The sequence below is a fragment of the Kosakonia sp. genome (assembly GCF_032052965.1).
GTDB lineage: Bacteria > Pseudomonadota > Gammaproteobacteria > Enterobacterales > Enterobacteriaceae > Kosakonia.
The window spans coordinates 165,784-179,183 of the sequence record NZ_DAMBVN010000005.1; the positions used below are offsets into that span (position 1 = coordinate 165,784).

Sequence of the window (13,400 nt, forward strand, 5' to 3'; positions counted from 1 at the left end):
TGTTAGTTTATTTATCACGCTGGATTATATAATTCGCCAGTGCTTCCAGTGCCGTTGTATCCAGCGACTGCGCCGACAGCAGGCTTAGCGCCTGGCGGGCATCGTCAATCAGGTCACGGGCTTTTGTCCGGGCTTGCTCAAGACCCAGTAATGCGGGATAGGTACTTTTACCCAATTGCTGGTCGGCACCCTGGCGTTTGCCAAGCGTCGCAGTATCGCCGACCACATCCAGGATGTCATCCTGAACCTGGAAAGCCAGACCGATGCTTTCTGCGTACCGATCGAGCAGTGGCAATGCCGTGCGGCCTCTGTCGCCAGCGCTCAGCGCTCCCAGTCTGACCGCCGCGCGGATCAGCGCGCCAGTTTTATGACGGTGAATTTGCTCCAGGGCTTCCAGCGAGATGTGCTCACCTTCTGCTGCTAAATCTTTTGCCTGGCCGCCGCACATCCCTGCCACACCGCTGGACATGGCCAGTTCCGACACCATGCTCAGGCGATCGCGTGGCGCGACTTCCGTCATTGGCGCATCGGCGAGGATGGAAAACGCCAGCGTTTGCAATGCATCTCCCGCGAGAATGGCATTTGCTTCGCCAAATTTGATATGGCACGTTGGCAGACCGCGGCGTAAATCGTCATCATCCATGGCGGGCAAATCGTCGTGAATGAGCGAATAGGCATGAATGCACTCCACGGCGGCTGCAGGCGCGTCCAGCGTTTGCTGGCTAACACCGAACATGGTGCCGGTCGCATATACCAAAAATGGACGCAGACGTTTACCGCCTAATAATGCGCCATACTGCATGGCCTCAACCAGAGGAGTGTTCTGAAAGGGCAGTGGTTCGATAAAACGGCGCAGCGCATCGTTGGCCTTTTCAACGCAGGCCTGAAGCTGTTGATGAAAATCCATTTACTCGGTATCCGCGGCAAAAGGCTTGAGGGGGGCCTCTTCGTTGTCGGACAACAGGATTTGCACGCGCTGTTCCGCCTGCTGAAGTTTAACCTGTCCCTGGCGCGCCAGTTGCACACCGCGTTCGAACTCATTGAGCGCCTCTTCAAGCGGGAGATCGCCGCTTTCAAGACGAGTGACAATCTGTTCCAGTTCGCTCAGCGCAGTTTCGAAACTGGCCGGTGCGTCATTTTTCTTTGGCATAGTGAATGTCTGACTCTTCTGTGGTTACGACTCAATTCAATGACGTTATGGTAGCGAAGTCCCGGAACTAAGCAAATAACGCTCATTGGTAATGCGTTACACAAGAACTTCGCGATGGTGGTATACTTGCGCGCCTGGATGCAGCCGCGGGTATGGGCTGCTGTATTATTTCCCTTCACAGGCCTACGGGCTTGCCAACGAACCATTGCCGCCATGAAGTTTATCATTAAATTGTTCCCGGAAATCACCATCAAAAGCCAATCTGTGCGTTTGCGCTTTATTAAAATTCTTACCGGGAACATTCGTAACGTTCTGAAGCAGTACGACGAGACGCTCGCGGTTGTCCGCCACTGGGACAACATTGAAGTGCGCGCCAAAGATGAGAACCAGCGTTTGACCATCCGTGATGCGCTGACCCGTATTCCGGGTATCCACCATATTCTGGAAGTGGAAGATGTCCCGTTCACTTCTCTGCACGATATTTTTGAAAAAGCGCTGGTGCAATACCGCGAGCAAATTGAAGGCAAAACCTTCTGTGTGCGCGTTAAACGCCGCGGCAAGCACGAGTTCAGCTCCATAGAAGTGGAGCGTTACGTGGGCGGCGGTTTGAACCAGCATGTTGAATCTGCGCGCGTGAAGCTGACGCATCCGGACGTGACGGTTAACCTTGAAATTGAAGACGAACGCCTGCTGCTGGTTAAAGGTCGCTACGAAGGCATCGGCGGTTTCCCAATCGGTACTCAGGAAGATGTACTTTCGCTGATTTCCGGTGGTTTCGATTCCGGTGTTTCCAGTTATATGTTGATGCGTCGCGGCTGCCGTGTGCACTACTGTTTCTTCAACCTCGGCGGTGCGGCGCATGAAATCGGCGTTCGCCAGGTCGCCCATTATTTATGGAACCGTTTTGGCAGCTCGCACCGTGTGCGCTTTGTGGCGATTAACTTCGAGCCGGTGGTTGGCGAGATACTCGAAAAAGTGGATGACGGCCAGATGGGCGTCGTGCTGAAACGTATGATGATACGCGCGGCGTCAAAAGTGGCTGAACGCTACGGCGTGCAGGCGCTGGTGACCGGCGAAGCGCTGGGGCAGGTGTCCAGCCAGACGCTGACCAACCTGCGACTGATCGACAATGTTTCCGATACGCTGGTGCTGCGTCCGCTGATCTCTTATGACAAAGAGCACATTATCGATCTGGCGCGCGAAATCGGTACGGAAGATTTTGCCCGCACGATGCCGGAATATTGTGGTGTGATTTCGAAAAGCCCGACTGTTAAGGCCGTGAAAGCGAAGATCGAAGCAGAAGAAGCGCATTTCGATTTCGCTATTCTCGACCAGGTTGTGGAGCAGGCCAGTAATATTGATATCCGCGAGATTGCCCAACAAACCCAGCAAGAGGTGGTTGAGGTTGAAACGGTCAGCGGTTTTAGCCCGAACGATGTAGTGCTGGATATCCGTTCTATTGATGAACAGGACGATAAGCCATTACAGCTGGAAGGCATTGATGTGGTTTCTCTGCCTTTCTACAAGCTGAGCACCAAATTCGGCGATCTGGACCAGAGCAAAACCTGGCTGCTGTGGTGTGAGCGTGGGGTGATGAGCCGCCTGCAGGCGCTCTATCTGCGTGAGCAGGGCTTCCAGAATGTGAAGGTTTACCGCCCGTAAATAAAAAGCCGGATAGGCGGCTCGCTTATCCGGCTTAAAATAACGGTTTTATGCTTCGTAGTAGTTATAAATCCCTGCCGCCATCACCAGTTGTGATGCCACTTCGTGGGCCTTTTCCCGGCCGACCAGCAGATCAATCATTTTCAGACCGAAATCGATAGCGGTGCCTGGCCCCTGGCTGGTCAGTAAATTTACCCGCGGATCCCAGACCACGCGTTTATCCTGCCACTGTTCCGCAGGGATCGTTTCTTTCAACCCTGGAAAACCAGTCATATTCCCGAGGGGGAAAATTTCATGCGGTACCAGTACCGTGCCGGCAGCTGCACAGATAGCGGCGACAATGCGACCGGAAAGATGAAACTGGCGCACCGTTTCTACCAGTAGCGGGCTGTCGCGGAAACACTCAGCACCTTTTAACCCGCCGGGCAGCACAATCACGTCGTAATCGCCATCTGCTACTTCGACCAGCGGCGCATCCGCCAGTAATTTCACCCCGCGTGAGCAGGTAATGGTGAGGTTACCGTCGCTGGCGACACTGGCTGTCGTGACGCTAATTCCGCCCCGCACCAGTAAATCTATTGTGGTGACGGCTTCCATCTCTTCACTACCAGGGGCGAGACATATCAGAGCTGAGGCGCTCATACTCACTCTCCTTACGTTTAATCATTTCATACAGACGGGCGTTTTCCGGCACGGCGATGCCATGCGCGCGGGCGCGTCTCAGTAAATAGCCGGTGATGTAATCGCATTCGGTATGGCGCATCGCACGCACATCCTGCAGCATTGACGAAATGTTTTCAGCTGTGTTTTCAATAATCTGATTCACATACGATAACAGATCATCTGGCGAAATATGGTGGCCTTCCCGCTCGATCACGGCGGCAGCTTCGCGGGTGATCTTTTGGATCTCTTCGGGGAAGGCGCGCAGGTCGCCATTTTTACAATCGTGTAGCGCCGTTAGCGGATTGATAACGCAGTTCACTGCCAGCTTGCGCCAAAGCGCCGGGCGAATGGTGTTATGCCAGGCCACGTCAGGTAACACGCCTTGCAGCATATCAGCCAGGTAGCTGAACTCCCCATCCTGCTGACGCGCCGGGCCAATATGCGTGGTGCCGCTGGCCACATGAACAATCACATTGCCATCGCGACGGGCGGCGTGGGTGGTGGTGCCAATCAACAAGGGATTTGGCAGCGCCTTCAGCTCTTCAACCGTGCCCATACCGTTGTGGAGCAATAACACCGGTGTGGTAGGGGAGAGCATGGAAACCAGGCTTTTGACGGCATCAGAAACCTGCCACGCTTTGAGCGTTACCAGCAGTAAATCGCTACTGGCCAGAAAGTCGGGATCGTTGGCGGTCAGGGATTCATTAAAAATGGAGCCGTCTTCATCAACCACATTCACACTGCAAAACGGCTGTGGAAAACGTAACCATCCTTGTACTTCATGCCCATGCTTGCACAACGCTGTTAACCACAATTGCCCTAAAGCACCGCATCCGAGTACGGTAATTCTCATTTATCCTCCTCACCTGCAACTGCGCCAGGTGTTACTCCAACCATTATAGCGCTGTCAGCTAAGCTTCCAGTATTACAAGTTGAGTTATGCATCGTTGCGGGTATTATGCAACGCAACAAATACAGAGGGAGAAGAAAAGATGCCATCTTTCGATATTGTTTCCGAAGTTGAAATGCGTGAAGTCCAGAACGGGGTGGAGAATGCGACCCGTGAAGTGGCCACTCGCTTCGATTTTCGTAACGTTGAGGCCACATTTGAGCTGAACGAAGAAAAACAGACTATCAAGGTTCTGAGCGAGTCAGATTTTCAGGTCAACCAGCTGCTGGATATCCTGCGCGCCAAATTGCTGAAACGTGGTATTGAAGGCGCGTCGCTGGATGTTCCGGAAGAGTTCGTCCATAGCGGCAAAACGTGGTTTGTTGAAGCGAAGCTGAAACAGGGTATTGATGCGCCGACGGCGAAGAAAATCATTAAACTGATCAAAGACAGTAAGTTGAAAGTTCAGGCGCAGATCCAGGGAGAAGAGATCCGCGTTACCGGCAAATCACGGGATGATCTGCAGTCGGTGATGGCACTGGTGCGTGGCGGCAATCTTGGGCAGCCGTTCCAGTTCAAAAACTTCCGCGACTGATGTCAAAGGCCTCTCCCATCAGGGAGAGGCGCTCTTTTAACCTGCAACCACCTGCTCGACTTCAAAACGGTTAGTCACTTTGCTGTCGATTTTGACGTAAGCGCTACGCTCTTCAGCTACGACCAACACTTCGCTGACGCCTTCTTTGGCCAGTAAACGCTGCCGCAGTGCCTCATCGACAGGGAGCCCTTCCGGAATAGCTATACGCAAGCTACTGACATACGGTGGTTCCTGCATAGTACTGGCAACCAGCAACCAAATTACCGCCAGCAGCGCACCTGCCAGAAACACCGTTTGTGAATCAAAAAGCCCGTCTACCCAGCCGCCAAGCGCCCCGCCAATGGCCACGCCAATAAACTGGCTGGTAGAGTAAATACCCATTGCTGTGCCTTTGTAGCCAGCTGGCGCTTCTTTGCTGATTAACGACGGCAACAGCGCTTCCATCAAGTTAAAGGCGAGAAAGAAGAGTTGTACGCCCGTCACCAGTTCCCAGAAGTGCGGACCTGCGCCCCACAGCACGATTTCGGCAATCAGCAGCACCGCTACGCAGAACAGAAACACGCGTTTCATCCGACGTTTGACTTCGGCGTAAATGATAAATGGCACGACTGACACGAAGGAAATCAGCATCGTCACCAGATAAATTTTCCAGTGCTCCGGCGCCAGAAAACCGGCGGCTTCGAGCTGGCCAGGCAGAGCAACAAAGGTCGACATCAGCAAAATATGCAGGCACATAATGCCAAAGTTGAGCTTCAGAAGTTTAGGGTTGACCATCACCATCTGGAAACAGTCTTTCACCATACCCGATTCACGATTACGCACGTGGTGTTTGCTGTCCGGCACTATCCACAGCGTTAATGCGATACCCACCGTTGCTAACCCGGCAATCATCCAGAACAAGGCATGCAGGCCGAGCTGGTGGGTGATCACCGGTCCCAGCACCATGGCAATGGCAAAGGTCACACCGAAGCTGACGCCAATAAAAGCCATCGCTTTGGTACGGTTCTGCTCACGGGTGAGATCGGAGAGCAGCGCCATGACGGCGGCGGCAATCGCACCTGATCCTTGTAGCGCCCGGCCAAGGATAATTCCCCAAATCGAATCAGAAAGCGCAGCAATGACGCTACCAGCAACAAAAATCGCCAGCCCACCGACGATCAATGGTTTGCGCCCAATACGATCGGAAAGCAGGCCGAAAGGAATTTGAAAGACTGCCTGCGCAAGCCCATAAATGCCAATTGCCAGGCCAATCAGTGCCTCACTGGCACCTTGTAGCGCCATACCATACGTGGTCAGAACGGGCAGGACCATAAACATGCCAAGCATGCGCAATGAGAATACAGTCCCTAAACCCCAGGTGGCGCGCAACTCGCCTGGTGTCATTTTATAATCGTTCATTACCACCTCAAATTGAAAACCGGACATAGTGTAGTGCGGGGGCAGGGCGGGGTAAATAACAGCTTAATTAACAAATATTACCCCTGAGAAGCGGGGTGGCAGAAAGAAAAAAGGGTGCCGAAGCACCCTTTATAAACAGAATGGGATCACCAGACGTAAGTCAGCAGACTGTGTGAATCAGGCACCATGAAATCCACGGACATCATCACGCTAAGCGAAGTGATGGCAACAATGGAGAAGACGAACAGTTTGCGCGCCCACACCTTGTCATCCGCCACTTTATAACCACGTAATGCCATGCCTAACCACCAGAGACTGACTGCTGCGGCAACCACCAGGTATTTATAACCGGCATAGCCGCCCAGCGAGAGCATCAGTGTGGCGATAGCAAATGCGAGGATATAGAGTGTGATATGGTTCTTGGCAACTGAAATGCCTTTCACCACCGGCAGTACCGGAATGTTCGCTGCCTGATAATCCTTAAAGCGGAAAATCGCAATGGCGTAGGAGTGCGGCATCTGCCACAGGCTGAAAATAGCCAGCAGGATCAGCGCACCGCTGTCGAACTCGTTGGTGACAGCGCAGTAGCCAATCACCGGCGGCGCAGCGCCGGAGAGCGAACCAATCAGCGTGCCGTAGACGGAATGACGTTTCATATACAGGCTGTAAACACCCACATAAACCACGAATCCCATCACCCCCAGCCAGCAGGCCAGGGGATTGGCGCCAAACCACAGCAGCATAAAGCCAGCAATACCCAACAAGGCGGCGTACACCAGCGACACGTTCGGCGAGATCAGCCCTCTGACCAGCACACGGTTTTTCGTCCGTTCCATCTTTTTATCGATGTCCCGATCGATGTAGTTGTTAAATACACAACCCGAGGCGACCACCAACGACACGCCAATCAGCGTGTAGACGAACAGGGGATAATCAATGTGGCCTTTGGAAGCCAGCAAGAACCCCCCGATCACGGAGATCAGATTGCCAAAAATAATGCCCGGTTTCGTTACTTGCAGGTATTGCTTAAACATACTCGCCGCTCTTAGTGAACCATCATGTTGTAGTTCAGGTTCCACATAATCCAGATTGAACCCACTACCAGGATAGCGATGATAATCACGGTAAAGATAAAGGCGGTCAGGTTCCAGCCTTCATCAGACTTGGTGTTCATGTGCAGGAAGCAAACCAGATGCACCAGAATCTGAACTACGGCAGTCACCAGGATCGTCCCCAGAATGACCGACTTAGAAGCAGAACCGTTCATCACCATCCAGAACGGGATCACCGTCAGGATGATCGACAGGATAAACCCTGTCATGTAGGTTTTTACGCTGCCATGGGAAGCGCCATGATCGTTAGAATGACTCATTACATCGCCCCCATCAGATAGACTACAGAGAACACGCAAATCCATACCACGTCCAGGAAGTGCCAGAACAGGCTCAGGCACATGATGCGGGTACGGTTAGTGCTGGTCAGGCCGCGACGGGATACCTGGAACATCAGTACCGCCATCCAGATCAGGCCAGACGTCACGTGCAGACCGTGGGTGCCCACCAGCGCAAAGAACGCTGAAAGGAAGCCGCTGCGATCCGGACCCATACCTTCGGCAATCAAGTGATGGAATTCATAGATTTCCATCCCGATAAAGCCCGCACCAAACAACCAGGTCAACGCCAGCCAGGAGACAACCTGGCTTTTGTTGTTGTTGTGCATGGCGATAGCCGCCATGCCGTAGGTGATGGAGCTGAACAACAGCAGCGCTGTTTCGACCAGAACGAACGGCAGCTCAAAGATGTCCTTACCTGTCGGGCCGCCCGCAGTGCCGTTCACCAGAACGGCATAGGTCGCGAACAGACAGCAGAACAGAATGCAGTCGCTCATCAGGTAGATCCAGAAACCGAAGACTTTATTCGGCCCTGCATCATGATGCCCATGTTCGTGCGCGTGGGCGTGCGCGTTGGTCAGAGTATCAGTTGCCATTTTTCAGCCCTGCTTTAGTGATCTCATCGAAATGCTGGTTTTCCAGTTTCTCGATTTCTGCAACCGGTACGTAGTAATCCACGTCCTCATCGAAGCTCTTGACAATCCAGCTAATGACGATACCTGCGAAGCTGGCGATCGCCATCCACCAGATGTGCCAGATCATGGCGAAACCGAATACCGTTGCAAAGGCAGCGATGACAATGCCAGCACCGCTATTTTTCGGCATATGAATTTCTTCATAGTGCGCAGGCTGTTTGTACGCTTCGCCTTTCTCTTTCATTTCCCAGAATGCATCGCGCTCATGAATGTGCGGAACATGGGCAAAGTTGTAGAACGGCGGAGGAGAGGAGGTTGCCCACTCCAGCGTACGGCCACCCCACGGGTCACCGGTCAGGTCGCGGTTCTTCTCGCGGTCGCGAATAGAAACGGCAATCTGAATCAGCAAGCACAGGATACCAATAGCAATCAGCGCTGCGCCAACCGCGGCCACCATCAGCATGGCGTGGAACTGCGGATCAATCTGCTGGCTCAGACGACGGGTCATGCCCATAAAGCCCAGCACGTACAGCGGCATAAATGCCACGAAGAAACCGATGATCCAGAACCAGAATGCGCGTTTACCCCAGGTTTCATTCAGGGTGTAGCCAAAGGCTTTCGGCCACCAGTAAGTCAGACCTGCGAAGCAACCGAACACCACGCCGCCGATGATAACGTTATGGAAGTGCGCAATCAGGAACAGGCTGTTATGCAGAACAAAGTCTGCGCCTGGTACAGCCAGCAGCACACCGGTCATCCCACCTACGGAGAAGGTGACGATAAAGCCGATAGTCCACAGCATGGAAGAGTGGAAAACGATACGGCCCTGGTACATGGTGAACAGCCAGTTGAAGATCTTCACCCCGGTCGGGATGGCGATAATCATCGTGGTAATACCGAAGAAGGCGTTAACGTTCGCACCGGCACCCATGGTGAAGAAGTGGTGCAGCCAAACGATAAACGACAGTACGGTAATACAGACGGTCGCCCATACCAGCGAGGTGTAGCCAAACAGGCGTTTACGCGAGAAGGTGGCGGTAATTTCAGAGAATACCCCGAACACCGGCAGCACCAGAATGTACACTTCCGGGTGGCCCCATGCCCAAATCAGGTTGATGTACATCATCATGTTGCCACCCATATCATTGGTAAAGAAATGGGTACCCAGATAACGATCCAGGGTCAACAAGGCGATGGTCACCGTCAGAATTGGGAACGATGCGATGATCAGCACGTTGGCGCACAAAGATGCCCAGGTAAAGACCGGCATTTTGAACATTGTCATGCCCGGCGCACGCATCTTCAAAATGGTTACGAAGAAGTTGATACCGGTCAGCGTCGTACCAATACCGGACAGCTGGAGACTCCAGATCCAATAATCGACCCCGACACCAGGGCTGTATTCAATTCCCGATAGCGGCGGGTAAGCCAGCCAACCTGTCTGTGCGAATTCACCCACGCCCAGAGAGATGTTAACCAGAATCACACCGACAACCGTGAACCAGAAGCTCAGATTGTTCAGGAACGGGAATGCAACGTCGCGCGCACCGATCTGTAACGGAACCACCAGGTTCATCAGACCGATAACGAATGGCATTGCCACGAAGAAGATCATGATCACGCCGTGGGCGGTAAAGATCTGATCATAGTGGTGAGGCGGCAGGAAGCCCGCTTCACCTGCAGAGGCCAGCGCCTGCTGGCTACGCATCATGACTGCATCGGCAAAGCCGCGCAGCAGCATTACGACCGCCACGAGGACGTACATAATACCAAGACGTTTATGGTCAACGGAGGTCAACCATTCTTTCCACAGCCAGGACCACTTACCGAAGTAAGAGATCAGGCCGACTACCGCCAAACCACCGACGATAATCGCAGCGATCGTAACCATGATAATGGGTTCATGGTACGGCACTGAATCCAGTGTAAGTTTTCCGAACATCGTTTTCTTCCTCGGCCCCTTAGTGAGAGCTTTCCGCGTGGCTCATGTCCATGCCTTCCATACCTTCGTGCGCGCTATGCTCGCCTTCAGGCTGGGTCATGTCCATGCTCTTGCCGTGGCCCATAAATTTGTTGATAACGTCTTTGAACAAATCGGGTTTCACGCTGGAGAAGTATTCAACCTTGTTGTATTCGCTCGGCGCAGCAAGCTTCTCGTACGCAGTCATGTCTGACAGGGTGTTTGAAGATTGTTTCGCTTTAGCGACCCACTGGTCAAATGCGGCGCGGTCAGGCGTAGCAATGGCTTTAAACTTCATTCCGGAGAAGCCAGGGCCACTATAGCTGGCGGAGATGCCATCATAAGTACCGGCTTCGTTGGCGATGAGATGCAGTTTGGTCTGCATACCCGCCATCGCGTAGATCTGGCTACCCAGACGCGGGATAAAGAACGAGTTCATCACGGAGTTCGAGGTCACTTTGAATTCCACCGGTGTGTTCGCCGGGAAGGCGATCTCATTGACGGTGGCAATGCCCTGTTCCGGATAGATGAAGAACCATTTCCAGTCCATAGCGACCACTTCAATCGTAATTGGGTGTTCGTCATGTGCCAGTGGTTTGCTCGGCTCGAGCGAGTGGGTGGTCTTCCAGGTCAATACCGCGAGGAACAGGATGATCAGAATCGGCACCGTCCAGACCACAGCTTCCACTTTATTGGAGTGTGACCAGTTAGGGCTATACTTCGCATCTTTATTGCTCGCACGGTACTTCCAGGCGAAACCAACGGCCATCAAAATGGCGGGAATCACGACGATCAACATCAGGCCAAAAGCCGTCAGTATCAACGAACGTTGCTCCAGTCCAATCTGTCCTTTGGGGTCAAGAAGTGCAGAATCGCAGCCACTGAGTAATACAGTACCGGCGATTAATGACAACCATCCCAAACTTTTATTGTATTTCCTGAGTCTCATTTAACGACCTCAATTCCACGGGATCTGGTGGCGCTTAAAGTGTGCGGGCATTTTACGGAAAGGTTACGTTACTGTAAACATACTTGGCTCTGTGTCAGTAAGGTGTTACTGGGTTCTGCCGTTTATGTCACACGGAATGCAACAATCTGTAAAATCGGGCATTCGCACAGCCAGAAGTTGCGATTATAACGAAAAGCTTACGTTATGATCAGCGTTGAGGGTAAATTGGTATAACCAATCAATTAAATAAACATTCAATTAACATATATTCAGCAATTACCGCACATTATTGGAACCAATCTGAAACCAAAAAATTAATTTCAGTGCTGAATCGTTAAAGAATAGACTTTAATTTATAGCGCACAAAATAATTAAGAAAAATTCATTAAAACGCATTAAAACGTAATTATGACTTCAGACATTAAATCGCCGTAATAATAACGGTAGTGAATTGTTTTTACCCGTTGTTATCCTTGACGTTGATTTTACAACGAAATATCCGACAGTGATTTTTTCGGCTGTCTGGAAAATATATCGCGCATTATTTAACCAAATATAAAACCAATGACGAAGAGATAAAAAAGGCGCACATCGGCGCCTTCGTTAAAGCAGCTGTGTTTTGCGCAGCGCCAGCAAATCCAACACGCCGCCAAAGACAATCCCCGTGATAGCCAGTGCCGCTCCCCATTCCAGCAACAGCGTTGCATGCTGCCAGTTTGCGAGGCCAGTAGCGTTAATGATCACCCCGACCAGCCAGCCACCCAGCAACAGACAGCCCACTGCAAGTATGCGCAATGCTATGCGGTAGGCCGCCGTGTATTCGGTACGTGGCATAAAGCGCTCGGTTTGTTGTGTAAAGGCCAGTGTCTTTTTGCAGACAATCAACAACACTAAGCCTGGAATCGCCGCTGCAATCGAAAAGAGATAGAACGTTGGCCAGTTGTATGTCTCCACGAACCAGCCTGCAATCGGCCCCACATAGACTCGCCCAACGGCAGACAACGCCGACAGCAGAGCAAACTGCGTGGCAGAAAATGATTTATTGCACAGCGACATCAATAATGCGACGAACGCTGCAGTTCCCATACCGCCGCAAAGGTTTTCAAAAAACACGGCGGCGCCCATGGTGGTGATCTCTTTCGCCGTGACCGACAACAGCCAGTATCCCGCGTTGGAAATGGCCTGCAATACGCCAAAAATCAACAATGCGCGGAACAATGAGAGCCGCTGCATTAATACGCCGCCAAACAGCGCGCCGACAATGGTAGCAATAAGCCCCAGGGTTTTGTTCACTACGCCCACTTCGCCAGCGTCGAAACCCACACCACGGATCAGGAACGTCGTGGTAAGACTCATGGCGAAGGCATCACCCAGCTTATAAAGGACAATCAGCAACAGGATCAGCCAGGCATTGTTGCGGCCAAAGAAATCACGCAGCGGTTCGACGACTGCACGCTCAAGCGATTTGGGCACCGGAATAACCTCATCCGGTTCCGGCGCAAGCAGGGTGGCGATGATGCAAGGAACCAGCAGCGCGGCCATTAACCAGTACATGCCCTGCCAGCCAAGGAAACGATCTGCGAGCCACAGCGCCAGGCCACCGGAAACCAGCATCCCAAGCCGATATCCCAGCACACTTATCGCCGCGCCTGCGCCACGCTCTTCAAGCGGCAGCACATCAGTTTTCCACGCATCAAAGACAATGTCCTGTGAGGCTGAGCAGAAGGCAATGACCACTGCCAGCGCCGCCATCCAGCGCAGGTGGTTGGCTGGATCAAGAAAACCCATTCCGCAAATGGCGACTAACAACAGAAGCTGGGTCAGTAGCAGCCAGCCCCGGCGACGCCCGAGCAGCGGCGGGGTATAGCGATCCATCAACGGTGACCACAAAAATTTAAACACGTAAGCCTGACCGACCAACGAGAAGAAGCCGATGGTTTTTAAATCGATATTCTCGACGGTCATCCATGCTTGCAGCGTGCCGCTGGTTAAGGCAAGCGGTAAACCGGATGCGAAGCCCAGTATCAGCAATATGGCTGATTTGGGTTGCGTAAAAATGCGTAAGTAGTGACTGGACATGAGTAAGAGACTGGCCCGGAAACCCCGGGC

13 protein-coding genes are annotated in these 13,400 nt (G+C 52.5%); 2 read left to right on the forward strand and 11 right to left on the reverse strand.

Going from position 1 to position 13,400, the window contains the following annotated elements; translation table 11 throughout:
- Nucleotides 1–7: 7 nt before the first annotated feature.
- On the reverse strand, nucleotides 8–907 hold the full coding sequence (gene ispA, locus RTX30_RS08945) for a (2E,6E)-farnesyl diphosphate synthase (RefSeq protein WP_312688986.1): 900 nt from the start codon (nucleotides 905–907) through the stop codon (nucleotides 8–10).
- Nucleotides 908–1,150 carry an exodeoxyribonuclease VII small subunit gene (xseB, locus tag RTX30_RS08950; protein ID WP_312688987.1) on the reverse strand — a complete coding sequence of 81 codons (243 nt, stop codon included), beginning with the start codon at nucleotides 1,148–1,150 and terminating at the stop codon, nucleotides 908–910.
- Nucleotides 1,151–1,363: 213 nt separating this feature from the next.
- Here xseB and thiI point away from each other — a divergent pair, with 213 nt between their 5' ends.
- Nucleotides 1,364–2,812: a tRNA uracil 4-sulfurtransferase ThiI gene (thiI, locus tag RTX30_RS08955; protein ID WP_312688989.1), complete on the forward strand. Its 1,449-nt coding sequence runs from the start codon at nucleotides 1,364–1,366 to the stop codon at nucleotides 2,810–2,812.
- 48 nt (nucleotides 2,813–2,860) lie between these two features.
- On the opposite strand, the gene yajL is transcribed toward thiI, so the two are convergent.
- Both yajL and panE read right to left on the reverse strand, forming a co-directional pair.
- Nucleotides 2,861–3,454 carry a protein deglycase YajL gene (gene yajL / locus RTX30_RS08960; RefSeq protein WP_312688991.1) on the reverse strand — a complete coding sequence of 198 codons (594 nt, stop codon included), beginning with the start codon at nucleotides 3,452–3,454 and terminating at the stop codon, nucleotides 2,861–2,863.
- The gene (panE, locus tag RTX30_RS08965; protein WP_312688993.1) at nucleotides 3,417–4,328 is read right to left on the reverse strand and encodes a 2-dehydropantoate 2-reductase; all 912 of its coding nucleotides are present in this window, start codon (nucleotides 4,326–4,328) and stop codon (nucleotides 3,417–3,419) included. Before panE ends, yajL begins: the two co-directional genes overlap by 38 nt.
- A 139-nt stretch (nucleotides 4,329–4,467) precedes the next feature.
- Between panE and RTX30_RS08970 the strand changes: the two genes are divergently transcribed.
- Nucleotides 4,468–4,959, forward strand: a complete 492-nt coding sequence (locus RTX30_RS08970; RefSeq protein ID WP_312688995.1) for a YajQ family cyclic di-GMP-binding protein — start codon at nucleotides 4,468–4,470, stop codon at nucleotides 4,957–4,959.
- Nucleotides 4,960–4,995: 36 nt separating this feature from the next.
- Here the strand turns inward: RTX30_RS08970 and RTX30_RS08975 are convergent, their stop codons facing one another.
- The 7 genes from RTX30_RS08975 to ampG all read right to left on the reverse strand — a co-directional run bounded on the left by RTX30_RS08975 (nucleotide 4,996) and on the right by ampG (nucleotide 13,370).
- Entirely contained in the window at nucleotides 4,996–6,357 is a 1,362-nt protein-coding gene (locus RTX30_RS08975) for an MFS transporter (protein ID WP_312688996.1), read from the reverse strand.
- Between the two features lie 146 nt (nucleotides 6,358–6,503).
- On the reverse strand, nucleotides 6,504–7,391 hold the full coding sequence (gene cyoE, locus RTX30_RS08980) for a heme o synthase (RefSeq protein ID WP_263097803.1): 888 nt from the start codon (nucleotides 7,389–7,391) through the stop codon (nucleotides 6,504–6,506).
- Nucleotides 7,392–7,402: 11 nt separating this feature from the next.
- The gene (locus tag RTX30_RS08985; protein WP_312689001.1) at nucleotides 7,403–7,729 is read right to left on the reverse strand and encodes a cytochrome o ubiquinol oxidase subunit IV; all 327 of its coding nucleotides are present in this window, start codon (nucleotides 7,727–7,729) and stop codon (nucleotides 7,403–7,405) included.
- Nucleotides 7,729–8,343: a cytochrome o ubiquinol oxidase subunit III gene (locus RTX30_RS08990; protein ID WP_312689003.1), complete on the reverse strand. Its 615-nt coding sequence runs from the start codon at nucleotides 8,341–8,343 to the stop codon at nucleotides 7,729–7,731. Before RTX30_RS08990 ends, RTX30_RS08985 begins: the two co-directional genes overlap by 1 nt.
- The gene (gene cyoB, locus RTX30_RS08995; protein ID WP_312689004.1) at nucleotides 8,333–10,324 is read right to left on the reverse strand and encodes a cytochrome o ubiquinol oxidase subunit I; all 1,992 of its coding nucleotides are present in this window, start codon (nucleotides 10,322–10,324) and stop codon (nucleotides 8,333–8,335) included. Before cyoB ends, RTX30_RS08990 begins: the two co-directional genes overlap by 11 nt.
- 19 nt (nucleotides 10,325–10,343) lie before the next feature.
- Nucleotides 10,344–11,291, reverse strand: coding sequence for a cytochrome o ubiquinol oxidase subunit II (gene cyoA, locus RTX30_RS09000; protein ID WP_312689005.1), 948 nt, complete (start codon nucleotides 11,289–11,291; stop codon nucleotides 10,344–10,346).
- A 603-nt stretch (nucleotides 11,292–11,894) separates the two neighbouring features.
- Nucleotides 11,895–13,370 carry a muropeptide MFS transporter AmpG gene (gene ampG / locus RTX30_RS09005; RefSeq protein ID WP_312689006.1) on the reverse strand — a complete coding sequence of 492 codons (1,476 nt, stop codon included), beginning with the start codon at nucleotides 13,368–13,370 and terminating at the stop codon, nucleotides 11,895–11,897.
- Nucleotides 13,371–13,400 lie beyond the last annotated feature (30 nt).

What these genes read in the sequence shown, in the direction of transcription:
- ispA (WP_312688986.1), bottom strand. Translation starts at nt 907, where the DNA reads ATGGATTTTCATCAACAGCTTCAGGCCTGCGTTGAAAAGGCCAACGAT.
- xseB (WP_312688987.1), bottom strand. Translation starts at nt 1,150, where the DNA reads ATGCCAAAGAAAAATGACGCACCGGCCAGTTTCGAAACTGCGCTGAGC.
- thiI (WP_312688989.1), top strand. Translation starts at nt 1,364, where the DNA reads ATGAAGTTTATCATTAAATTGTTCCCGGAAATCACCATCAAAAGCCAA.
- yajL (WP_312688991.1), bottom strand. Translation starts at nt 3,454, where the DNA reads ATGAGCGCCTCAGCTCTGATATGTCTCGCCCCTGGTAGTGAAGAGATG.
- panE (WP_312688993.1), bottom strand. Translation starts at nt 4,328, where the DNA reads ATGAGAATTACCGTACTCGGATGCGGTGCTTTAGGGCAATTGTGGTTA.
- RTX30_RS08970 (WP_312688995.1), top strand. Translation starts at nt 4,468, where the DNA reads ATGCCATCTTTCGATATTGTTTCCGAAGTTGAAATGCGTGAAGTCCAG.
- RTX30_RS08975 (WP_312688996.1), bottom strand. Translation starts at nt 6,357, where the DNA reads ATGAACGATTATAAAATGACACCAGGCGAGTTGCGCGCCACCTGGGGT.
- cyoE (WP_263097803.1), bottom strand. Translation starts at nt 7,391, where the DNA reads ATGTTTAAGCAATACCTGCAAGTAACGAAACCGGGCATTATTTTTGGC.
- RTX30_RS08985 (WP_312689001.1), bottom strand. Translation starts at nt 7,729, where the DNA reads ATGAGTCATTCTAACGATCATGGCGCTTCCCATGGCAGCGTAAAAACC.
- RTX30_RS08990 (WP_312689003.1), bottom strand. Translation starts at nt 8,343, where the DNA reads ATGGCAACTGATACTCTGACCAACGCGCACGCCCACGCGCACGAACAT.
- cyoB (WP_312689004.1), bottom strand. Translation starts at nt 10,324, where the DNA reads ATGTTCGGAAAACTTACACTGGATTCAGTGCCGTACCATGAACCCATT.
- cyoA (WP_312689005.1), bottom strand. Translation starts at nt 11,291, where the DNA reads ATGAGACTCAGGAAATACAATAAAAGTTTGGGATGGTTGTCATTAATC.
- ampG (WP_312689006.1), bottom strand. Translation starts at nt 13,370, where the DNA reads ATGTCCAGTCACTACTTACGCATTTTTACGCAACCCAAATCAGCCATA.